This window comes from Pseudomonas syringae group sp. J254-4 (assembly GCF_032586855.1).
Taxonomy (GTDB): Bacteria; Pseudomonadota; Gammaproteobacteria; order Pseudomonadales; family Pseudomonadaceae; genus Aquipseudomonas; species Aquipseudomonas amygdali.
In genome coordinates, this window is the sequence record NZ_JAWHOO010000021.1 from 88,382 (window position 1) to 114,781 (window position 26,400).

The 26,400-nt window shown below is 61.3% G+C and carries 2 protein-coding genes; both read left to right on the forward strand.

Features of this window, described 5'->3' with window-relative positions:
• Positions 1–116: 116 nt before the first annotated feature.
• Positions 117–16,148, forward strand: coding sequence for a non-ribosomal peptide synthetase (locus RYB09_RS21610; RefSeq protein ID WP_316890155.1), 16,032 nt, complete (start codon positions 117–119; stop codon positions 16,146–16,148).
• Between the two features lie 38 nt (positions 16,149–16,186).
• Positions 16,187–26,400, forward strand: a 10,214-nt coding sequence (locus tag RYB09_RS21615) for a non-ribosomal peptide synthetase (protein ID WP_316890159.1), incomplete at its 3' end; no start/stop codon positions are given.

Genomic DNA, 26,400 nt, shown 5'->3' on the forward strand with positions numbered 1-26,400 from the left:
CAGGGATGGTCCTTCACAAAACTGCATGAAGCAGGCTCGTCCCTGGCTCCGAATCGACTACCGGTTATCGCTGCCTTTTGTATGCGGCCAGGCCGACCCTTTGCGAGAAGAAATGTATGGCATTTGCCCTGACCGCTGCGCAACGCAATATCTGGCTGGATCAGATGACCCAGGGCGACTCGCCGTTATACAACATCGGCGGCTATATGGAGATCGATGGTGCCGTCGATTCCGTGTTGTTCCAGCAGGCCGTGGACCTGTTGATTGAAGAACACGATGCTCTGCGCATGGTCCTGCTTGACGAACGTGACGAGGAGGGCTTGCCGCTACAGGCCTTCGCCTCAAGCATGCCGCAGTGTATGACTCCGATCGACCTGCAAGGGCATGACGACCCGCGTCAGGCAGCCGAACACTGGGTGCAGACCCGGCTTGAAAAAGCGTTCAGGCTCGAGGGTGGGCCACTCTACCGAATGCATTTGCTCAAACTCGAAGAGCAGCGCTTCTACTTTGTGTTTTATACCCACCACATCGTGCTCGACGGCTGGAGCATCGACGGTGTCTGTACGTACCTCAGTGAGATTTACAATGCGCTGCTCAATCAGCGCACGCCTGACGTTGCCGCACCGTCCTATGTCGATTTCATCAAGGACGACCTCAAGTATCGCGGGTCGCGACGTTTTTCGCTCGATCAAGCCTACTGGCTGGACAAATACCGTGAGATCCCCGATCCGTTGCTGATAGCGCGCCCGCGCCAGGCCTCCATTCAGAACCAGGCACCCAGCCGCAGCGGCCACATCAGCTCCGGTCTTGACCGTGGTCTGGAGCAGCAGATCGACGATCTGGCGCTTCGACTGCAAGCCTCGTCGTTCCATGTTTTGCTGGCAGTGCTGTACGTGTACTTCACCCGCGTCTACCAGCGTGATGAACTGGTCATCGGCCTGCCGATTCTCAACCGCTCCAATGCCGGCTACAAGAAGACCCTGGGGCTTTTTACCCAACTCAGTTCGGTGCGCCTGAAATTCAGTCCAGACCTGCCGTTCGCAGAACTGGTCCAGGGTATATGTCGGGCAGTCAAGCAGGATTACCGCCACCAGCGGTTCCCGGTCAGCGACCTCAACCGGCTGCTGGAATTGCGCCGTACCGAGCGTACCCAATTGTTCGATCTGACGTTCTCCTATGAGCGCCAGAACCTTCCGCTGCATTTCAATCAGGCAGCCGCCAGCACTACCAAGTGTTCGAACAACCACGAACAGACGCCGCTAGCTATCTACCTGCGCACCAACGCCTGCGAAACTGAATCGTGGATGCACTACATCTACAACGAGGCGTTTTTTCAGCACGACGAGATTGTCCTCCTTGCCGAGCGCTTGCAGCGTGTTATGGAGCAGGGGCTGACGAATGAACAACTCCCGGTGAACGGGTTCTCGCTGATCAGCGAGACCGACACCTCCCGGGTTCAGGCGTGGAATGCCGATCAGCCACATTTCGCTGATGACCTGACTATCCACCAGCAGTTCGAAGCACGCGCTACAGAACGACCAGACGCCGTGGCGCTGATGTTCGAAGAGCAGACCCTGAGCTACGGCGAACTCAACGCCCGCGCCAACCAGGTCGCGCATCGCTTGCTCGCGCTGGGTGTGCGCCCGGACGATCGCGTAGCGATCTGCGTCGAGCGTGGCCCGGCGATGATTATCGGCTTGCTGGGTATCCTCAAATCCGGTGCCGGTTATGTACCGCTGGACCCGGCTTACCCACTTGAGCGCCTGGCCTATACCCTCGGCGACAGCACGCCAGTGGCATTATTGAGCCAACAGTCAGTACAACAAGCGTTGCCTGTCTGCGAAGTGCCGCTGATCTATCTCGACGACGCCGACCTGCAGAACGAATCCGTGTGCAATCCGCAGGTAGCGGTCAAGTCCAGCGACCTTGCCTACGTCATCTACACCTCCGGCTCCACCGGACTGCCCAAGGGCGTAATGGTCGAGCATCGCAACGTTGCGCGGCTGTTCTCGGCCACCGAAGAGTGGTTCAGCTTCAATGAACAGGACGTGTGGGCGCTGTTCCATTCGTTCGCCTTCGACTTCTCGGTCTGGGAAATATGGGGCGCACTGCTGCACGGCGGCCGTTTGTTGATCGTGCCGCAACTGGTCAGCCGCTCGCCGGAAGACTTCTACAACCTGCTGTGCAGTGCCGGGGTGACGGTGCTTAACCAGACGCCGAGTGCGTTTCGGCAACTGATTGCTGCCCAGGGCGAGAACGCGCAGGCGCATTCGCTGCGTCAGGTGATTTTCGGTGGTGAAGCGCTGGAAACGGCGATGCTCAAGCCGTGGTACGCCCGTAACATGAATGCCGGTACACAACTGGTAAACATGTACGGCATTACCGAAACCACAGTGCATGTGACCTATTACCCGTTGCAGCCTGAAGACGCCCAGCGCGTCGGTGCCAGCCCGATCGGCAAGCGCATCCCTGACCTGCAACTCTATCTGCTCGATGCCTTTGGTCATCCGCTGCCACCGGGTGCGGTGGGTGAGTTACACGTCGGCGGGGCAGGCGTGGCCCGTGGTTATCTCAATCGCGATGAATTGAACGCGACGCGCTTTCTCGACGATCCATTTGCCTCGGTACCCGGCGCGCGGATGTACCGCTCTGGCGACCTGGGTCGTTGGTTGCCGGACGGCAGCCTGGAATACCTGGGCCGTAACGATGAGCAGGTGAAAATTCGCGGTTTCCGTATCGAGTTGGGAGAGATCGAAGCTCAATTGATCGCCTGCAGAGGCGTGCGTGAAGCAGTGGTCGTGGTGCGTGAAGACGAACCGGGCGATAAACGTCTGGTGGCCTATGTCATCGGCACAGCAGACCTGGAACCGGACGCCACCTACTTACGTGAACAGCTGCGCCTGTCACTGGCCGAGCACATGCTGCCGAGCGCTTTTGTCAGCCTGGAAAGTTTCCCGCTGACCGCCAACGGCAAGCTCGACCGCAAGGCTCTGCCGCTGCCTGCGGCCGAGGCCTTTGCCCGGCGCCAATACGAGGCACCGCAAGGCCTGACGGAAATGCGCCTGGCCGGGTTGTGGACCGAGTTGCTGGGCGTCGAGCAGGTAGGCCGTCATGACCAGTTCTTCGAACTGGGTGGGCATTCCATGCTGGCAGTGAAACTGATCGAACGCATGCGCGACGTCGGTCTGAATGCCGATGTGCGCGTGCTGTTCGGCCAGCCAACCCTGGCCTCCCTGGCGGCCGCCAGCGGCAAGGTCACAGACGTTAAGGTGCCCGCCAACAAGATTCCCTCCGACTGTCGGCACATTACCCCGGACATGTTGCCTCTGGCCCGACTCACTCAAGCCCAGATCGACCGCGTGGTCGCCACCGTACCTGGGGGGGTGAGCAATGTGCAGGACATCTATGGGCTGGTGCCGCTGCAGGAAGGCATCCTCTATCACCATTTGACGAGTGAGGACGGTGATCCGTACCTGTTGCAGGCTGTGTTGCGGGTCAATAGCTTCGAGCAGTTGCTGGACTTCACGGAAGCCTTGCAGCAAGTCATCGATCGTCACGACATTCTGCGTACGGCGGTGGCCTGGGAAGAACTCGACGAACCGGTGCAGGTGGTCTGGCGTCAGGCGCAGCTGCGGGTCGAGGCGTTTTTACCGCACCCGGAGCAGGGTGATGTCGCGGCCCAGTTGCAGGCACAGTTCGATCCACGGCGGGTACGTATGGATTTGCATCAAGCCCCGATGATGCGCCTGCACTATGCCGAAGATCCCGTCGACCATAGCTGGGTTGCGGTATTGCTGTTCCATCACCTGATCGATGATGCCACCTCGCTGGCCTTGCTGGGCGCAGAGATCGAGGCGTTCAGACAAGGGCGCGGCGAACATCTGCCAGCGTCAGTGCCGTATCGCAATCATGTGGCTCAGGCCCGATTGGGCGTGAGCCGTGAGGAGCACGAAACGTTTTTCCGCGACATGCTCGCCGATATTGACGAGCCGACCCTGCCGTTCGGCCTGCAGGACGTACAAGGCGACGGCAGCGGAGTCGAAGAAGCCCTGTTGCCGGTTGACCCGGAGCTGGCCAGACGTCTTCGCGCTCATGCCCGGCGCCTGGGTGTCAGCAACGCGAGCCTGCATCACCTTGCGTGGGCACAGGTGGTAGGGCGCTTGTCTGGTCGTCAGGATGTGGTCTTCGGCACTGTGCTGCTAGGCCGTCTGCTCAGTGGTCAGGGCGCCGAACGAGCCTTGGGGATGTTTATCAATACCTTGCCACTGCGCGTCGCTGCCGGCGAGCAGGGTATTCAGGCTGCTGTGCGCACCACCCATGCACGCTTGGCGGCGTTGGTCAGTCATGAGCAAGCGCCGCTGTCACTGGCCCAGGCATGCAGCGGCGTGGCGGCACCGACACCGTTATTCAGTGCACTGATGAACTACCGCCATGTCGCGGTCGGCGCCCAGACACCTCAAGAGGCAGGGCAGACCAGGCTTTGGGGCGGTGTCGAGGTACTCGGCGGTGAAGAGCGCACCAACTACCCACTGTCCTTGTCGGTGGACGACCTCGGCGAATCCTTCGGCCTGACCGTTCAGGCAGTGGCCGGAATCGGTGCCCGGCGTATCTGCGGTTACATGCACACCGTGCTGGAGCAACTGGCCGACGCGCTGGACAGTCGGCCAAATGCACCCTTGCACAGCCTCGACTGGTTGCCCGCGCACGAGCGCCGCCAGTTACTGGAAGAGTTCAACGCGTTCAATGATGCCTACCCGCAAGATCTACTGCTGCACCAGATGTTTGAGGCTCAGGCGGCTGCGCAACCCGACTCGGTAGCAGTCACCTACGAAGGCCAGCAGCTGAGCTACCTTGAGCTCAATCAGTGGGCCAACCAGATTGCCCATCGGTTGATCGCCGAAGGCATTGGCGCTGATGACCGTGTGGCTATTTGTGTAGAACGCAGTCTGGAAATGATCGCGGGCCTGGTGGGCATTCTCAAGGCCGGCGCAGGCTACGTGCCACTCGACCCTTCTTACCCTGCCGAACGCCTGGCCTACATGCTTGAGGACAGCGCACCGAAAATGCTGCTGACCCAGCGCGGTTTGCGCGAGCGGTTTGCGCAGGCCGTCCTGCCGGTGTTGCTGCTGGAAGCTGACGCCCGCGCCGAGAACGGTATCGACCGCACGCCGGTGACCAATCCACAGCTCGCGGGGCTTGGTGCACAGCACCTGGCGTACCTGATCTACACCTCGGGCTCTACCGGACAGCCCAAAGGCGTGGCCATGCCCCATGCGCCGTTGGTCAATCTGATGCATTGGCAGATCGCCCAGACTGTCGAGCACGGTCGCCCAAGGCAACGCACCTTGCAGTTCGCCGCGCTGGGTTTTGATGTGGCCTTTCAGGAAATCTTCAGCACCTTGTGTGCAGGTGGCGAACTGTCGCTGATCCACGGCGATACTCGTCTGAATTTCCGCCGCCTGTTCCAACATATCTGCGAGCAGCGTATCGAACGCCTGTACATGCCGTGTATTGCCCTGCAGGCATTGGCCGAGGCGGTGGTCGCTGAACCCGAACAGACTGATTGCCTGTTGCAGGACGTAATCACTGCCGGTGAGCAACTGCGAATCACCGAACCGATGCGGCAGTTATTCGCCCGTTTGAACGACGCCCGCCTGCATAACCACTACGGCCCGACCGAGTCCCATGTGGTCACGGCGCTGACCCTTGAGGGTGACCCGCAGGCCTGGCCGACCTTGCCAAGCATCGGCCAGCCGGTGGCCAACACCCGCATCTACCTGCTCGACGAACACATGCGCCCGGTGCCGGTGGGCGTGGCAGGCGAACTGTACATCGGCGGCGCGTGTGTCGCGCGTGGCTACCTGAACCGTGATGACCTGACCACCGAACGTTTTATCGCTGATCCGTTTGCCGCCTGCGATGTCGGCAACCCACACGCGCGCCTGTACAAGACCGGCGACCTGGGTTGCTGGCAGGCCGACGGCAAGATCGTCTATCTGGGCCGTAACGACGATCAGATCAAGATCCGAGGTTTCCGTATCGAACTGGGCGAAATCGAGGCGCGCCTCGGTCAATTTCCGGGCCTGCGCGATGCAGCGGTGCTGGCCCGCGAAGACGTTCCCGGTGAAAAGCGCCTGGTCGCTTATTTCAGCGTGCAGACCGGGCAGGTGGTGCCCGAGGCCGACCAGATGCGTCTGCATTTACAGGCGCTGCTGCCGGATTACATGATCCCCGCAGCCTATGTGCACCTGGAAAAACTGCCGGTCTCGCCCAACGGCAAGCTGGATCGTCGCGCACTACCGCAGCCATCAGCCGATGCCTTCGTCAGTCGCGACTATCAGGCCCCGATCGGTGACACCGAAATCATGCTGGCTGAGCTCTGGGCCGACGTGCTGAGTGTTGAGCGAGTCGGTCGGCACGACCATTTCTTTGAGCTGGGTGGTCACTCGCTGCTGGCGGTGAAGCTGATCGAGCGCATGCGTCAGGTTGGCCTGAGTGCCGATGTACGCGTGCTGTTCGGCCAGCCCACCCTTGCCGCACTGGCGGCGGCTGTGGGCGGCGGTATCGAGATCGAGGTTCCGGCCAACGGCATTCCCGACGGCTGCGAGCACATCACCCCGGACATGCTGACCCTCACTTCGCTGGACCAAGGGACTATCGATCGCATTGTCGCCGGCGTTCCCGGTGGTGCGGCCAATGTGCAGGACATCTACCCGCTGGCACCATTGCAGGAAGGTATTCTTTATCACCACATCGCCGCGGAGCAGGGCGACCCGTATCTGCTGCAAGCAACCTTCGCCCTGCATGATCCGGCGCACGTACGACGTTTTGCCGAAGGCTTGCAGGCAATGATCGATCGCCATGACATCCTGCGCACGGCGCTGGTCTGGGAAGGTCTGAAACAACCGCTGCAAGTGGCTCTACGCCGGGTCGAGCTGTCGATTGAGCAAATCACCCTGGCACCGGGCGGCGGCGATATCGTCGCCCAGATGCAACGCCGTTTTGATCCCCGCGAGTACCGCCTCGATCTCAGCCAGGCCCCACTGGTTCATCTGGCCTTTGCGCAGGACTCGGAGAACCAGCGCTGGGTGGCGATCCTGCTGTTCCATCACATTGCCCTCGACCACACCGCGCTGGACGTGATGAGCGCAGAAATGCTCGCTCACGTGCAAGGCACCGCGGCGCAAATGCCGGCGGCGATGCCTTACCGGAATTATGTGGCGCAGGCCCATCTGGGCGTGAGTCGCGAACAACATGAAGCATTTTTCCGCGAGATGCTCGGCGATGTCGATGAACCGACGCTACCGTTCGGTCTGCTTGAGGTGCAGGGTGACGGGCAGGGCATCAAGGAGGTTCGCCACGCGCTTGCGGCTGATTTGTGTCAGCGTCTGCGCACTCAGGCTCGGCAACTGGGGGTGAGTGCAGCAAGCTTGCATCACCTGGCCTGGGCGCGAGTGCTGGGCAGCGCCAGCGGGCGTGAAGACGTGGTATTCGGCACGGTGTTGCTGGGGCGCATGCAAAGCGGCCTGGGTGCCGACCGCGCCTTGGGCATGTTCATCAATACCTTACCGCTGCGGGTCGATGTCGGTACGTGTGCAGTGCGTCAGGCCGTGCGTCAGACCCACGCCCGTTTGACCGCATTGCTCGGTCACGAACACGCGCCGCTGGTGCTGGCGCAACGTTGCAGCGCGGTGGACGCAGCGTCGCCGCTGTTCAGCGCGTTGCTCAACTATCGCCACAGCCCGGCACGTGAAGCCAGCGGTGGCGATCGTTGGGCGGATACCCAGGTGCTCGGCGTACTCGAACGGACCAATTACCCGTTGACCCTGTCGGTGGACGATCAAGGCGAAGGCTTCCTGTTGAACGTACAGGTAGCAGCCGGCTTCGATGGCCAGCGGATCTGCAACTACATGCAGACCGCCCTGAGCCATCTGGTTCAAGCCCTTGAATCCGCGCCGGACTCAGCAGTGCGCGATCTGCCGGTGGTGCCGGAAGCCGAACGGACGGAGCTGCTGGTGGCGTTCAACGACACCGCGCGGGACTATCCGCAGCAACAAACCGTGCATAGCCTGTTTGAAGCTCAGGTGCGGGCGTGCCCCGAGGCTTGTGCGGCAATCCACGACGGCGTTTCCTTGAGTTATGCCGAACTCAACATTCGGGCCAACCGTCTGGCGCGGCATCTGCTGGGGCTTGGTGTGCAGCCGGGTGACAGCGTGGCGATTTTGCTGGAGCGCAGCCATGACCTGCTCGCCAGTCAACTGGCAGTGCTCAAGTGCGCGGCGGTGTATGTGCCGCTGGACATCAATGCACCGGTCGAGCGTCAGGCATTCATGGTTGAGGACAGCCAGGCGCGTGTACTGCTCACTCACAGCCAAGTGTCGCTGGAAACCGCTGCGCAGCGTGTCGATCTCGATGGTTTGACCCTGGATGATCTGAAAGACACTGATCTGGCGTTGCCGCAGTCCGCCGAAAGTGTTGCCTACATCATGTACACCTCTGGTTCGACGGGTGTTCCGAAAGGTGTGCTGGTGCCGCATCGGGCCATAAGCCGTCTGGTGATCAACAACGGTTATGCCGATTTCAACGCTCAGGACCGCGTGGCGTTCGCTTCCAACCCTGCATTTGACGCCAGCACGCTGGATGTCTGGGCACCGTTGCTCAACGGCGGCTGCGTGGTGGTGATCGGGCAGAACGACTTGCTGTCTCCGCGCGACTTCCAGCGTCTGCTGCTGGAGCAATCGGTAACCGTGCTATGGATGACCGCCGGTTTATTCCATCAATACGCTTCGGGGCTGGGCGAGGCTTTTTCGCGCTTGCGCTACCTGATTGTTGGCGGTGATGTGCTGGATCCTGCTGTCATAAGCAGAGTATTGGCAAACAGTGCACCGCAACACCTGCTTAATGGCTATGGCCCGACCGAGGCGACGACCTTTTCCGCGACCTGCGAGATTGTTTCGGTCGGCAATGGCTCGATTCCTATTGGCAAACCCGTAGGCAACAGCCGCCTGTATGTGCTCGATAGCCAAGGCCAACCCGTGCCATTGGGCGTGCCCGGCGAGCTGTATATCGGCGGGCAGGGTGTCGCCAGGGGTTATTTGAATCGGGATGAACTGACCCTTGAGAAATTCGTTGCCGACCCGTTCGACAGCGACCCACAGGCGCGCTTGTACCGCACCGGCGACCTGGTTCGCTGGCGTGCCGACGGTAATCTGGAATACCTGGGTCGTAATGACGATCAGGTGAAAATCCGTGGTTTCCGTGTTGAACTGGGTGAAATCGAAGTACGCCTGGCCGAGCATTCGGATATTCGTGAAGCCGTGGTGCTGTGCCGTCAGGATGAGCCTGGTGACAAGCGTCTGGTCGCTTATGTCACGGCGCAGCAGACTGAAACTGCGCTGGACATCGAACGCCTGCGCAACCATCTGCAAGGCTTGTTACCGGACTACATGGTGCCGGCAGCCTACGTGCAGCTCGATGCGCTGCCGCTGACCGCCAATGGCAAGCTCGATCGCAAGGCCCTGCCAGTGCCGGATGCGCAAGCGCTGATCAGTCGTGGTTACGAAGCACCGCAAGGTGAGGTCGAAGCAGTGCTGGCCGAGATCTGGGCCGAGGTACTGCAGGTCGAGCGGGTTGGTCGCTACGATAACTTCTTCGATCTGGGCGGGCACTCTCTGCTGGCCATGCGCATGGTGTCTCAAGTACGCCAACAGCTGGGCGTGGAATTACCGCTGGGCGAGCTGTTTGCACTCGGTGAACTGGCAGCGGTGGCCGCAGCGCTGAATGGCGTGGCGCGCAGTGAACTGACAGCAATCCTGCCGGTGAAGCGTGATCAGCCAATGCCATTGTCCTTCGCCCAGCAAAGGTTGTGGTTCCTGGCACAGATGGACGGCGGTAACGAAGCCTATAACATCCCGATGGCACTGAGCCTTGTGGGGGCGCTCGACGTCACCGCTCTGGCGCGAGCCCTGGCACGTATCGTCGAACGCCATGAAACCTTGCGCAGTCGATTTGTGACCTGTGAAGGCGCTGCGCAAGTACTGTTCGTGCCCACCTGCGCAGACGCCGGGCTGTCTGTCGAAGACATTCGTCATGCGCCTCATGGCCTGGAAGAGTTTATTCGGGTCGAGGCGGTAGCACCGTTCGATCTGGCTAACGGCCCGCTGATTCGCGCTCATTTGCTGCAAGTGGCCGACGACCGTCATGTGCTGCTGATGACTGTGCACCATATCGTCGCCGATGGCTGGTCGATGGCTGTCCTGAGCCAGGAACTGCTGGCGCTGTACCCGGCGTTCTGCCAGGGACAGCCCGATCCACTGCCGGCGCTGGCGATCCAGTACGCCGATTACGCGGTATGGCAACGTCGCTGGCTGTCCGGCGAACGCCTGAAACACCAGGCCGCCTATTGGCATCAGGCACTGGAGGGAGCGCCGACGCTGCTCACGTTGCCGACTGATCGGCCACGTCCGGCGCAGCAGGACTTCGCCGGTGCCAGCCTTGCCGTGCAACTGAATGCAAATCTGGCAGCAGACCTGCGCAAACTGGCACAACGTCAGGGCGTCACGCTGTACATGGCGCTGATGGCCGCCTGGGCGACGACACTCACGCGCCTTTCGGGTCAGGCCGACGTGGTGATTGGCAGCCCGGTGGCAGGGCGAGGTCATACCGAACTTGAAGACCTGATCGGCCTGTTCGTCAACACCCTGGCGGTGCGCATCGACACCTCGGGCAATCCGAGCGGCGAGGCGCTGCTGGCCCGAGTCAAGGCCCGCGTACTGGAAGCACAGGAGCATCAGGACCTGCCGTTCGAACAGGTTGTGGAAGTCGTTCGCCCGACACGCAGCCTGGCCCATCCCCCTTTGTTCCAGACCACGCTGAACTGGATGCCGGGAAAAAACGTTGCCGATTCGCTTGGCGACCTGAGAGTGGAGCCGGTCGAGCAGAACAGTCAGGTGTCCAAATTCGACCTTTCGCTGAACCTGAGCGAGCAGGGCGAGACGCTGGCAGGGACGCTGGACTACGCCACGGCGCTGTTCGACGAAACCACGGCGCAACGGTATCTCGGCTATTTCATGCAGATCCTCGAAGCACTGGCGGCTGATGAGCAGACGCATCTTGATCGCATCCCGCTGGTCGGCGAAGAGGAACGGCGTTACCTGCTGGAAACGCTCAACACGACGGCGCTGGCGCAAGTTAATGACGAGCAGACCGTGCATGCCATGATCGAAGCCCGGGCAGCCAGCGCACCCGAAAGTGTCGCGGCTCAGGTGGGCGAGCATTGCCTGCACTACGGCGAGATGAATCAACGCGCCAACGCACTGGCCCATCACCTGATCAGTCTCGGTGTCTGTGTGGATGATCGTGTAGCAGTCATGGCCCGTCGCGGACTGGACACGCTGGTGGCCATGCTCGCCGTCCTCAAGGCAGGCGCAGGCTACATCCCGGTCGATCCGTCGCACCCTGACGAGCGCATTGCCTATCTGCTGGCCGACAGCGCACCCAAAGTGCTGCTGACCCAGCAGGCCCTGATGAACCGTGTGCCGCAAACGTCTGCACCGGTCATCGCCTTTGACCGCCCTGAATGGCCGCACCGCCTGGAAAACCCGCAAATGGCGGGGCTCAACCCCACGCATCTGGCTTACGTAATCTACACCTCCGGCTCCACTGGCCAGCCAAAAGGCGTGATGGTAGAGCACCGCACCCTCAGCAACCTGATCGACTGGCATTGCCAGGCCTTCGATCTGCAGGCTGGCAGTCATACCGCCAGCGTCGCAGGCTTCGGCTTCGACGCCATGGCCTGGGAAGTCTGGCCGGCGCTGTGTGCCGGGGCGACCCTGCACCTGCCGCCTGCGGACGTGGGTAATGAACAGCTTGATGCACTGCTCGACTGGTGGATCGCTCAACCGCTGCAGGTGGCTTTCCTGCCGACGCCGGTTGCCGAGTACGCCTTCAGCCGCGACTTGTCTCACCCCACCTTGCGTACGCTCTTGATTGGTGGCGACCGTCTGCGCCAGTTCCAGCGTGATCCGGGCTTCACCGTCATCAACAACTACGGCCCGACCGAGGCCACGGTGGTCGCCACGTCGGGGCGTTTGCTGCCCGACGGCAGACTCGACATCGGCACACCGATTGCCAATACCCGCGTGTATCTGCTTGATGAGCATCAACAACTGGTGCCGCTGGGTGTGGCGGGCGAGCTGTACGTCGCCGGAGAAGGCGTGGCGAGGGGGTATCTGAACCGACCGGAGATGACCGCAGAGCGCTTTCTGCGTGATCCGTTCCACGCTGACGCACGGATGTACCGCACCGGCGACCTGGCACGCTGGAACGCCGATGGCACTCTCGACTACCTGGGGCGTAACGATGATCAGGTGAAGATTCGCGGCGCGCGCATCGAACTGGGCGAGATCGAAGCGCAGCTAAGCCTATTGCCGGGCATCGAAGAAGCGCTGGTGCTGGCCCGAGAGGACGAACCGGACCAGCCAAGGCTGACGGCTTATTTCATCGAGCGCGACGGTTCGCTGTCGACGCCGGTGGCAGAACTGCGCTCTGCCTTGCTGACAGTGCTGCCTGGCTACATGGTGCCCAGCGCCTTCGTGCGTCTGGACGCCTGGCCGCTGACGGCCAATGGCAAAGTCGACCGCAAGGCCCTGCCAATGCCGGATCGCAACGCGCTTCCAGATCGGGACTACGAGGAACCCCAGGGGCCGGTGGAAATGGCCGTGGCCGAGATCTGGAGTTCGTTGCTGCACGTCGAGCGGGTGGGTCGTCATGACCACTTCTTCGAGCTGGGCGGGCACTCGCTGTTGGCCGTCAACCTGATCGCGCAAATGCGGCGCCAGGGGCTCGATGCCGATATTCGCACCCTGTTCACACAGCCGACGCTGGCCGCGCTGGCTGCGGCGGTGGGTAGCCTGAATGAAATAACAGTCCCGCAAAACGCCATCCCGGACGACTGCAAGCGCATTACGCCAGAGCTGCTGCCACTGGTCGATCTCGATCAGGCCGCCATCGACCTCATTGTCGCCAGCGTGCCCGGCGGCGTGGAAAATGTGCAGGACATCTACCCGCTGGCACCACTGCAGGAGGGGATTCTCTACCACCATCTGGCTGCCGAACAAGGCGATCCGTACGTCCTGCAAACGGTATTCGAGACTGCTGACCGAACGCGTTTGAATGCCTTTGTCGATGCCTTGCAAAGTGTGATTGATCGCCACGACATCCTGCGAACTGCAGTACTTTGGCAAGGCCTGGAAACACCGGTGCAGGTTGTCTGTCGTCAGGCTCGGCTGTTGCTGGAGCAGGTCGAACTCGACCCGCTCGAGGGGCCGATCATGGAGCAACTGCAACAGCGCTTCGACCCTCGCCATTCGCGGCTGGACATTAGCCAGGCACCACTTCTGCGGCTGATCTTCGCCGAAGACCAGCCCAACCAGCGTTGTGCGGCGATCCTGCTGTTCCATCACATGGTCCTCGACCATACAGCGATGGAGATTGTGCTCCACGACATGCAGGCGCATCTGCTGGGGCAGGCTGACCAACTCGAAGCAGCCATTCCGTATCGTAACTATGTGGCCCAGGCTCGCCTGGGTGTAAGCCGCGAGGCCCACGAAGCGTTTTTCCGCGAATTGCTCGGTGACATTGACGAACCGACGCTGCCGTTCGGGCTGCTGGATGTGCAAGGGGATGGCCGCGATGTTGAAGAAAGCAGCCTGACACTGGACCGGCAGTTGAATAGGCGTCTGCGCGCCCAGGCACGGCAGCTGGGGGTAAGCGCCGCAAGTCTGATGCATCTGGCTTGGGCTCAGGTATTGAGTCAGGTATCGGGCAGGCGCACCGTCGTATTCGGCACCGTGTTGATGGGCCGCATGCACAGTGGCGAAGGCGCCGAACGGGCGTTGGGCATGTTCATCAATACCTTGCCGCTGCGCGTCGATCTGGCCGGGCAGGGTGCACGGGACGGCGTACGAGCGACCCATGCCCGACTCACCGCATTGCTCGGTCATGAACACGCGCCGCTGGTGCTGGCGCAGCGTTGCAGCGGCGTGGCGGCACCGTTGCCACTGTTCAGCGCGCTACTCAACTACCGCCACAGCAGCGTGGCAGAACCCGCCAACGAATCGATCGAGGCCTGGCGCGGCATCGACGTGCAGAATGGTGAGGAACGCACCAACTACCCGTTGACCTTGAACGTCGATGATCAGGGTGACGGTTTCAGATTTTCAGTGCTGGTGACCGGCAAAGTCGGTGCCGGGCGAGTCTGCGGGTACCTGCAGACCGCGCTGGAAAATCTGCTTGTTGCGCTGGAGCAGTCACCGGACGCCGCGCTCGAAAGCCTGCCTATCCTGCCTGCTGCCGAGCGTGAGCAGTTGCTGGTGCAGTTCAACGACACTGCGCTGGATTACCCGCACGAACAGACCATTCACGGGCTGTTTGAAGCGCAGGCCGAGCGCACACCGCAAGCCATGGCAGTGGTTCATGGAAAACAACGCCTGACCTATCGCGAGCTTAACGAACAGGCCAACCGCCTGGCGCATGCCTTGCGCAAGCAGGGCGTGCAGCCGGATTCGCGGGTCGGGATCTGTGTGGAACGCGGCGTGGAGATGGTCGTCGGTTTGCTGGCGATCCTCAAGGCGGGCGGCGGTTACGTGCCACTCGACCCGGCTTACCCGGTAGAACGAATTGCCTACATGTTGCAGGACAGCGCGCCTGCCGCTGTGCTGGCGCAGTCGGCGACTGAGGCGTTACTGGTCGACGTATCGGTACCTGTGATCAATCTTGATGCAAGCAACTGGCAGGACGAATCCGCCCGGAATCCGCAGGTACCGGGGCTGACCTCAGCGCATCTTGCGTACCTGATCTACACCTCAGGTTCGACCGGCCTGCCGAAAGGCGTGATGATCGAGCACCGCAATACTGTGAACTTCCTCAGTTGGGCGCACACGGCATTCGACGGCTCTGCGCTGGAAAAAACACTGTTCTCCACCTCGCTGAACTTCGACCTCGCGGTCTACGAGTGCTTTGCGCCGCTCACCTCGGGTGGCAGCATCGAGGTGGTCACAAACGTGCTGGAACTGCAACACGGCGAGCACGATATCGGCCTGGTCAACACCGTACCGTCGGCGCTGAAAGCGCTGCTGGAAATCAACGGTTTGCCAGAGTCGGTCCATACCGTCAACGTCGCAGGTGAAGCACTCAAGCGCAGTCTGGTGGAAAACCTGTTCGAGAAAACCAGCGTGCAGCGCCTGTGCAATCTCTATGGCCCGTCGGAAACCACCACATACTCAAGCTGGGTGGCGATGGATCGCGAAAACGGCTTCGCTTCGCACATCGGCAAACCAGTCGGCAATACACAGTTTTACCTGCTGGATGAGCAACAACAGCCCGTGCCACTGGGTGTTGCCGGAGAGATCTACATCGGCGGCGCTGGCGTGGCCCGCGGCTACCTGAACCGTGACGACCTGACTGCCGAACGCTTCCTCGCGGATCCGTTCAGCCAGCAGCCCCAGGCACGTATGTATCGCACCGGCGACCTGGGCCGCTTCCTGCCAGACGGCAATATCGAATACCTGGGCCGTAACGACGATCAGGTGAAGATTCGCGGCTTCCGTATCGAGCTCGGCGAGATCGACGCGTGTCTGGCCAGGCATCCTGCCGTCCAGGATACGGTAGTCACCGCTCGTGAAGACGTCCCCGGAGACAAACGCCTGGTGGCGTATTACACGGTCCGGTCGGCGCAAACGGAACCAGCCATCGACAGCCTGCGCGGCTGGCTGCTAGGGCAGTTGCCGGCATACATGGTCCCGGTGGCCTACGTGCGTCTCGATGCATTGCCTCTCACCCCCAACGGCAAACTTGACCGCAAGGCGCTCCCTGCGCCGGGCGAGGGCGCGTTGATCAGCCGTGGCTACGAAGCTCCGCAAGGCGAGAGAGAAGTACTGATCGCCGAGATCTGGCAAGACTTGCTGGGTGTGACGCAGGTTGGCCGACATGACCATTTTTTTGAGCTGGGAGGTCACTCCCTGCTCGCCGTCAGCCTGATGGAACGCATGCGTCAGGAAGGCCTGGAGGCCGAGGTCAAGTCGCTGTTCAAACACCCCACCCTCATGGAATACGCAGCAACAACGGAAAGAATGGAGATTGTTCTGTGAGCATGATTGAACTGTTGGCAGTACTGGAAGAGAAAGATGTGCAGCTCGCCGTCAAGGGCGACCAACTGGTCGTCAGCGGCAAGCGACAGTCCCTCATGGAGCCCGCCGTGCTGGCGCTGTTGCGCGAGAACAAGGCGGCATTGATCGAACTGATCAATGCCGGCGAGTATTACAGCGGCAAGGCCGATGAAGTGGAGGTTCCCGCCCAGGCGATTGTGCCGGGCTGCGAGCGCATCACCCCGGAAATGTTGCCGCTGATCAAACTCGACCAGGCAGCCATCGAAAGCATCGTTGCCCGCGTTCCTGGCGGCGTGCGCAATGTGCAGGACATCTACCCGCTGGCGCCGTTGCAGGAAGGCATTCTTTATCACCATATTGCCGCCGAACAAGGCGATCCATACGTGCTACAGGCACAGTTTACGATTGCCAGCCGGGAGCTTTTCGACGAGTTCACCACGGCCTTGCAGCAGATCATCGACCGCCACGACATCCTGCGTACCAGCGTGGTATGGGAAGGCCTGGACGAGCCGGTTCAAGTTGTGTGGCACAAGGCTGATCTGGTGCTCAGCGAAATCACCCTTGAGCCTGACGCCGGTACCGCCAGCGAGCAGTTGCAACAACGCTTCGACCCACGGCATTACCGCCTCGATATCAGCCAGGCACCCTTGCTGCGGCTGGCCTTCACCCACGACGTGGCCAACCAGTGCTGGGTGGCGATGTTGCTGTTTCACCACATCGCCATCGACCATGCGGCGCTGGACCAGATCCATCATGAACTCCACGCGCACCTGAGCGGTCAGGCCCACACCCTGGGCGAGCCAGTGCCGTATCGCAACTATGTGGCCCAGGCCCGGCTCGGCGTCACGAACAAGCAGCACGAAGGGTTTTTCCGCGAGATGCTCGGCGACGTCGACGAACCTACGCTGCCGTTCGGCCTGCACGATGTGCGCGGCGACGGCCATGGTATCGAAGAAGCGCATCAGACCCTGCCTTTAGAGCTGAGCCGGCGCTTGCGAAATCAGGCCCGACTGCAAGGGGTGAGCGCGGCGAGCTTGCATCACCTTGCCTGGGCACAGGTGCTCGGGCGCCTGTGCGGGCGCAGCAATGTCGTATTCGGCACCGTACTGCTCGGGCGTATGCGCGGCGGCGAGGGGGTTCGCCGGGCCTTGGGGATGTTTATCAATACCTTGCCGCTGCGGGTGGACGTGGGTGAGCAGGATGTGCGCGCCGGGGTCAAGGCGACCCATATACGTTTGACTGCATTGCTCGGCCACGAACACGCCTCGCTGGCGTTGGCCCAGCGTTGCAGCGGTGTATCAGCACCGACGCCACTGTTCAGCGCACTGCTCAACTATCGCCACAGTTCCGCTGAAGCGGCGACCGATCAGGAAATCACCGATCAGACCGCTCAACTCTGGGAAGGGATCGAGGTGAGGGGCGGCGAAGAACGCACCAACTACCCGTTGATTTTATCCCTCGACGATTTTGGCGAAGGATTCAGCCTGAATGTTCAGGCTGTCACCGGTATAGGTGCCCAGCGGGTTTGCGGGTATATGCAGACGGCGCTGGAAAGCCTGGTGCATGCACTGGAGCAGACACCGCAAACGTCGTTGAACAGCTTGCCGATCTTGCCGGCCGACGAGCGTGAGCAGTTACTGGTGCAGTTCAACGACACCGCGCTGGATTACCCGCAGCAACAGACCATTCACGGGCTGTTTGAAGCACAGGTCGAGCGCACACCGGAAGCCATGGCAGTGGTTCATGGCGAACAACGCCTGACCTATCGCGAGCTTAACCAGCAGGCCAACCGCCTGGCCCATGCCCTGCGCAAGCAGGGCGTGCAGCCGGATTCTCGCGTCGGCATCTGCGTTGAGCGCGGCGTGGAGATGGTCGTCGGTTTGCTGGCGATTCTCAAGGCGGGCGGCGGTTACGTGCCGCTGGACCCGTCGTATCCGGTAGAACGAATTGCCTACATGTTGCAGGACAGTGCTCCGGCAGCAGTACTGGCGCAAACCGCGACTCAGGGCTTGCTGGCCGACGTTTCAGTGCCTGTCATAAATCTTGATCTGAACGATTGGCAGGACCAATCCTTCCAGAATCCGCAGGTGCCGGGGCTGACTTCAGCGCATCTTGCCTACCTGATCTACACCTCGGGTTCCACCGGCCTGCCGAAAGGCGTGATGATCGAACACCGCAACACCGTTAACTTCCTGACCTGGGCGCACACGGCTTTTGACGGCTCTGCGCTCGAAAAAACGCTGTTCTCCACCTCATTGAACTTCGACCTCGCAGTCTATGAGTGCTTTGCGCCGCTGACCTCGGGCGGCAGCATCGAAGTGGTAAAAAACGTCCTTGAACTGCAACACGGCGAGCACGATATCGGCCTGATCAACACCGTACCGTCGGCGCTCAAGGCTTTGCTGGAAGTCGATGGTTTGCCGAAATCGGTCCATACAGTCAACGTCGCCGGTGAAGCGCTGAAACGCAGCCTCGTGGAAAACCTATTCGAAAAAACCGGCGTGCAGCGCCTGTGCAACCTCTACGGCCCATCTGAAACCACCACCTACTCAAGCTGGGTGGCGATGGACCGCGAAGATGGCTTCGCAGCGCACATTGGCAAGCCAGTCGGCAATACACAGTTTTACCTGCTGGACGAACAGCAACAGCCTGTGCCACTGGGCGTTGCCGGTGAGATCTACATCGGCGGTGCTGGCGTGGCGCGGGGTTATCTGAACCGTGACGACCTGACTGCCGAGCGTTTCCTCAAAGACCCGTTCAGCCAAAACCCAGCGGCACGCATGTACCGTACCGGCGACCTGGGTCGCTACCTGCCAGACGGCAATATCGAATACCTGGGCCGTAACGACGATCAGGTGAAAATCCGCGGCTTCCGTATCGAGCTGGGCGAGATCGATGCACGCCTGGCCAAACACCCCGCGGTCCATGAAGCGGTAGTCACCGCCCGCGAGGACATTCCGGGCGACAAACGCCTGGTGGCGTATTACACGGTCCAGTCCGCGCAAACGGAACCGAGCATCGAAATCCTGCGCGGCTGGCTGCAGGAACAACTGCCGGCCCACATGATCCCGGCAGCCTATGTGCTGCTCGACGCAATGCCGCTGACCCCGAACGGCAAACTCGACCGCAAAGCCCTGCCAGCGCCGGACAGTGACTCACTGATCAGCCGTGGCTACGAAGCCCCACAAGGTGAAACCGAAACGCAGATCGCTGCTATCTGGAAAGACTTGCTGGGCGTTGAACAGGTCGGTAGACATGACAACTTCTTCGAGCTGGGCGGACACTCACTGTTGGCAGTCAGCCTCATAGGGCACATGCGTCAGTTGGGCCTGAGCGCCGATGTGCGTGCGCTGTTCGGCCAGCCGACGTTGGCCGCACTGGCTGCTGCGGTCGGTGGTGGCACGCCAGTCATGGTGCCGGCCAATCTGATCGCCGGGGATTGCCAAAGCATTACGCCTGAGCTGCTGCCGTTGATCAATCTGACCCAGGTGCAGATCGATCAGGTCGTGGCAAGCGTGCCGGGTGGCGTGGCGAATGTGCAGGACATCTACCCGCTGGCACCGTTGCAGGAAGGCATCCTCTATCACCACCTGGCCGCCGAAAGCGGCGATCCCTATGTGTTGCAGACTCAGTTCGCCTTTGATAACCGCGAACGTATGGACGCTTTTGTTCAAGCGTTGCAAACGGTTATAGACCGTCACGATATTCTGCGCACCAGTGTGGTGTGGCAAGGCCTTGAGTCCCCGCTGCAGGTGGTCTGGCGTAAGGCCCAATTGCACCTTGAAGCGCTCGAACTGGATCCTGTGAACGGCGATATCGGCGAGCAACTGCACAGCCGCTTCGACCCGCGTCACTACCGCCTGGACATCGGTCAGGCACCGTTGATGCGCGTGGTCTATGCCGAAGATCCGCCCAACCAGCGGATTTGCGCGATGTTGCTGTTCCACCACATGGCCCTGGACCACACTGCGCTGGATGTGGTGAAGCACGAAATACAGAACGGCTTGCTCGGCGAGGCCGAAGCCTTGGCAGCGTCGGTGCCCGTGCCGTACCGCAACTATGTGGTTCAGGCACGCCAGGGTGTCAGCCAGGCTGATCACGAAACGTTCTTCCGCGACATGCTGGGCGATATCCTCGAGCCGACCCTGCCGTACGGCCTGCTGGATGTGCAGGGCGATGGCAGCCACGTCAAGGAAGCCAGCCTGACGCTGGACCCTCAACTGAATCTGCGCCTGCGGGCTCAGGCCCGGCAGCAAGGCGTCAGCGCCGCCAGCCTGGTGCATCTGGCCTGGGGCCAGGTGCTCGGCACTGTGTCGGGCAAGCGTGACGTGGTGTTCGGTACGGTGTTGATGGGGCGGATGCAGGCCGGTGAGGGCGCCGAACGCGCCTTGGGCATGTTCATCAACACTTTGCCGCTGCGGGTTTCGGTAGGTGAGCAGGGCGTGCGTGACGAGGTCAAGGCGACCCATAAGCGCGTGACCGCGTTACTCGGTCACGAACATGCATCCCTTGCCCTGGCTCAGCGTTGCAGCGGCGTTGCCGCACCGACGCCGCTTTTCAGCGCCTTGCTCAACTACCGCCACAGTGCAGCTGCCAGCGTTTCCGAACAGGCGGTCCAGGCCTGGTACGGTATTCATGTTCTGAGCAGTGAAGAACGTGCCAATTATCCACTGAGCTTGAGCGTCGATGACTTTGGCGACGGTTTCAGCCTGAATGCACAGGCGGTGGCGGGTATCGATGCGCGGCGCATCTGCGATTACATGCAGACCGCCTTGAGTCATCTGGTCGAGGCCCTTGAATCCGCCCCGGATTCAGCCGTGTGCAACCTGCAGGTGGTGCCGGAAGCAGAACGTCGACAACTGCTGTTGGCGTTCAACGACACCAAGCAAGACTACCCGCGGCAGCAGACCGTGCACGCCATGATCGAAGCCCGGGCAGTCAGCGCACCCGAAAATGTCGCGGCTCAGGTGGGCGAGCATTGCCTGCACTACGGCGAGATGAACCATCGCGCCAACGCACTGGCCCACCACCTGATCAGTCTCGGCGTAGGTGTCGATGATCGCGTGGCGGTCATGGCCCGTCGCGGGCTGGACACGCTGGTGGCCATGCTCGCCGTCCTCAAGGCAGGCGCCGGCTATGTCCCGGTCGATCCGTCGCACCCTGACGAGCGCATTGCCTATCTGCTGACCGACAGCGCGCCCAAAGTGCTGCTAACCCAGCAGGCCCTGATGAACCGTGTGCCGCAAACGTCTGCACCGGTCATCGCCTTTGACCGCCCTGAATGGCCGCAACGCCTGGAAAACCCGCAAGTGGCGGGGCTCAACCCCACGCATCTGGCTTACGTAATCTACACCTCCGGCTCCACTGGCCAACCAAAGGGCGTGATGGTCGAGCACCGTACCCTCGGTAACCTGATCGACTGGCATTGCCAGGCCTTCGATCTGCAGGCTGGCAGTCATACCGCCAGCGTCGCAGGCTTCGGCTTCGACGCCATGGCCTGGGAAGTCTGGCCGGCGCTGTGTGCCGGGGCGACCCTGCACCTGCCGCCTGCGGACGTGAGCAATGAACAGATCGATGCGCTGCTCGACTGGTGGATCGCCCAGCCGCTGCAGGTGGCTTTCCTGCCAACGCCGGTTGCCGAATATGCCTTCAGCCGCGACCTGTCTCACCCCACCTTGCGTACGCTCTTGATTGGTGGCGACCGTCTGCGCCAGTTCCATCGCGATCCGGGCTTCACCGTCATCAACAACTACGGCCCGACCGAAGCCACAGTGGTCGCCACGTCGGGGCGTTTGCTGCCCGACGGCAGCCTCGACATCGGCACACCGATTGCCAATACCCGCGTGTACCTGCTCGATGAGCATCAGCAACTGGTGCCGCTGGGTGTGGCGGGCGAGCTGTACGTCGCCGGAGAAGGCGTGGCGAGGGGGTATCTGAACCGACCGGAGATGACCGCCGAGCGCTTTCTGCGTGATCCGTTCCACGCCAACGCCCGGATGTACCGCACCGGCGACCTGGCACGCTGGAACGCCGATGGCACTCTCGACTACCTGGGGCGTAACGATGATCAGATAAAAATCCGCGGCTTACGCGTTGAGCTGGGTGAAATCGAAGCACGCCTGGCCGAACACGCCGATGTTCGTGAAGCCGTGGTGCTGTGCCGCCAGGATGTTCCTGGTGACAAGCGTCTGGTGGCGTATGTCACGACGCAGCAGCCTGAAACGGTGCTCGACATCGAACACCTGCGCAGCCATCTGCAAGGCACATTGCCGGACTACATGGTGCCGACAGCCTATGTGCAGCTCGATGCGCTGCCGCTGACCGCCAACGGCAAGCTCGACCGCAAGGCCCTGCCAATGCCGGATGCGCAATCGCTGATCAGTCGTGGCTATGAAGCACCACAGGGCGAGGTCGAGATCCAACTGGCATCGATCTGGGCTGATGTACTCACGGTCGAACAGGTCGGTCGCCATGACCACTTCTTCGAACTGGGCGGCCACTCGCTGCTGGCAGTGAAATTGATCGAGCGCATGCGTCAGGTCGGCCTGAGTGCCGATGTGCGCGTACTGTTCAGCCAGCCTACGCTGGCGGCACTGGCGACAGCGGTCGGCGGTGGCACGGAAGTCGTGGTGCCAGCCAATCTGATTCCGGAACGCTGCGAACACATTACCCCGGACCTGCTGCCGCTGATCAGCCTGACTCAGGCGCAGATCGACTGCGTGGTAAAGCATGTGCCCGGCGGTGCTACTAACGTGCAGGACATTTACCCGCTGGCGCCTTTGCAGGCAGGTATTCTTTATCACCACATCAGTGCCGAGCAGGGCGATCCATACACCCTGAAAGCCCTGTTCAGTCTGCGCGACCGCGCACGACTGGACGATTTCAGCCACGCCTTGCAAGCGGTTATCAATCGTCACGATATCCTGCGTACCGCTGTACTGTGGGAAGGTCTCGACGAACCGGTGCAAGTGGTGCTGCGCCAAGCTGAAATGCACGTCACCGAGTTGTGCCTCGATCCGGTAAACGGCCCGATTGATGAGCAGTTGCACGAGCGCTTCGATCCCCGGCATTACCGCCTCGATGTGCGTCAAGCGCCCTTGATGCAGATTGTCTTTACCCATGACCCGCTCAACGATCGCTGGCTGGCGATGCTGCTGTTCCATCACTTGGTCAATGACGCAACCTCGCTGTACGTGGTGCTGCATGAAATGCAGGCGCACTTGCTAGGTCAGGGCGCTTCTCTGGGTCAGAGCGTGCCGTATCGCAACTACTTGGCCCAGGCCCGGCTGGGTGTCAGCGATGCGCAGCACGAAGCTTTCTTCCGCGAAATGCTCGGCGATATCGACGAGCCAACGCTACCGTTCGGTTTGCAGGATGTGCAGGACGGCGGCGGTGACATCGAAGAGGCGAGCGTGATCCTGCCCGCTGAACTGAACCTGCGTTTGCGAGCTCAGGCTCGACAGGCAGGCGTCAGCGCCGCGAGCCTGATGCATCTGGCCTGGGCACGGGTGCTCGGCAGCGTCTCGGCCCGTGAACAGGTGGTGTTCGGTACAGTACTGCTGGGCCGTATGCAGGCCGGCGAGGGTGCAGACCACTCGTTGGGCATGTTTATCAACACCTTGCCACTGCGCGTCGATATCGGCGCGACAACGGTGGTCGAGGGATTGAAAGCGACCCACGGGCAACTAACGGCTTTGCTGGGCCACGAACACGCGCCACTGGTACTCGCCCAACGCTGCAGCGGCGTGGATGCCCCGGCACCACTGTTCAGTGCGTTGCTCAACTATCGACACAGCGTCGTGAGCGACGTTTCAGCGGAAACCGCCACTGCCTGGGAGGGGATCGAGTCCTTCGGTGCCAAAGACCATACCAACTACCCGTTGACCCTGAATATCGATGACGTAGGCAACGGTTTCAACCTGACGGTACTGGTCAGCAGCACCGTCGGTGCCAAACGCGTCTGTGGCTACATGCAGACCGTGCTGGAGCATCTGTCGAATGCCCTGGAGCAGTCACCGTCCTCGACCCTCGACAGCCTGCCGATCCTGCCCGCTGCCGAACGTGAGCAGTTGCTGGTGACGTTCAACGACACCGCGCGGGACTATCCGCAGCAACAGACCGTGCATAGCCTGTTTGAAGCTCAGGTGCGGGCGTGCCCCGAGGCTTGTGCGGCAATCCACGACGGCGTTGCAGTGAGCTATGCCGAGCTCAACACTCGGGCCAACCGTCTGGCGCGGCATCTGCTGGGGCTTGGTGTGCAGCCGGGTGACAGCGTGGCGATTTTGCTGGAACGCAGCCATGACCTGCTCGCCAGTCAGCTGGCAGTGCTCAAGTGCGCGGCGGTGTATGTGCCGCTGGACGTCAATGCACCGGTCGAACGTCAGGCGTTCATGATTGAGGACAGCCAGGCGAGTGTACTGCTCACCCAAAGCCAAGTGTCGCTGGAAACCGCTGCCCAGCGTGTCGATCTCGACGGTTTGCCCCTGAACGATCTGAAAGACACTGATCTGGCGTTGCCGCAGTCCGGCGAAAGCGTCGCCTACATCATGTACACCTCTGGCTCTACCGGCACGCCTAAAGGTGTGTTGGTGCCGCATCGGGCCATAAGCCGTCTGGTGATCAACAACGGTTACGCCGATTTCAATGCACAGGATCGTGTGGCATTTGCCTCCAACCCGGCGTTTGATGCCAGTACGCTGGATGTCTGGGCACCGCTGCTCAATGGCGGCTGTGTGGTGGTGATCGGGCAGAACGACTTGCTCTCCCCATTGAATTTCCAGCGCCTGCTGCTGGAGCAATCGGTAACCGTGCTGTGGATGACCGCCGGTTTATTCCATCAATACGCTTCGGGGCTGGGCGAGGCCTTTTCGCGCCTGCGCTACCTGATTGCCGGCGGCGACGTGCTGGACCAGGCCGTTATAGGCCGGGTGTTGGCGAATAATCCGCCACAGCATCTGCTCAACGGTTATGGCCCGACCGAGGCGACGACCTTTTCCGCAACCTACGAGATTGTTTCGGTCGGCAATGGCTCGATTCCTATTGGCAAACCCGTAGGCAACAGCCGCCTGTATGTGCTCGATAGCCAAGGCCAACCCGTGCCGTTGGCCGTGCCCGGCGAGCTGTATATCGGCGGGCAAGGCGTTGCCAAGGGCTATTTGAACCGTGATGAATTGAGCACCACGCAGTTTGTCTTCGATCCGTTCAATCCGTCGGAAAACGCACTGATGTACCGCACCGGCGATTTGGTTCGCTGGCGCGCCGACGGCAACCTGGAGTATCTCGGCCGCAATGACGAGCAGGTGAAGATTCGTGGTTTCCGCGTTGAACTGGGTGAAATCGAAGCGCGCCTGGCCGAACACTCCGCTGTTCGCGAAGCCGTAGTGCTGTGCCGTCAGGATGTGCCTGGCGACAAGCGTCTGGTGGCTTATTTCACCGCACAGCAGCCTGTCGACATCGAACACCTGCGCAACCATCTGCAAGGCACGTTGCCGGACTACATGGTGCCGGCAGCCTACGTGCAGCTTGACGCTCTGCCGCTGAACGCCAACGGCAAGCTTGACCGCAAGGCGCTGCCAGTGCCGGATGCGCAAGCGCTGATCAGCCGTGGTTATGAAGCACCGCAAGGCGAAGTCGAGACCCTGCTGGCAGCGATCTGGGCGGATGTACTGACGGTCGAACAGGTCGGTCGTCATGATCACTTCTTCGAACTGGGCGGCCATTCGCTGCTGGCAGTGATGCTCATCGAACGCATGCGTCAGGTCGGCCTGAGTACCGACGTACGTGCGCTGTTCAACCAGCCGACCCTTGCCGCACTCGCCGCAGCGGTGGGCGGGCACACCGACGTGCAAGTGCCGGATAACCTGATCGTGCCGGGCTGCGAGCGTATTACCCCGGACATGCTGCCGCTGGCTGACCTCGATCAGGCAGGGATTGATCGGGTCGTTGCGAGCGTGCCGGGCGGCCTGGCCAACATTCAGGACATCTATGCCCTGGCGCCCTTGCAGGAAGGCATTCTCTATCACCATCTGGCTGCGGATGAAGGTGACCCCTACATCTTGCAGATGCTCTTCACGTTCGATGATCGCGAGTGCCTGGCCGGTTTCGCCGCGGCCTTGCAGAGTGTGGTCGAACGTCACGACATCCTGCGTACCAGCGTGGTCTGGGAAGGGCTTGAGCAGCCGGTACAGGTGGTTTGGCGCAACGCGAAACTGAGTCTGGAAGAGGTGGCCATCGA

Coding starts and splice junctions, on each gene's coding strand:
- RYB09_RS21610 (WP_316890155.1), top strand. CDS start 117: ATGGCATTTGCCCTGACCGCTGCGCAACGCAATATCTGGCTGGATCAG.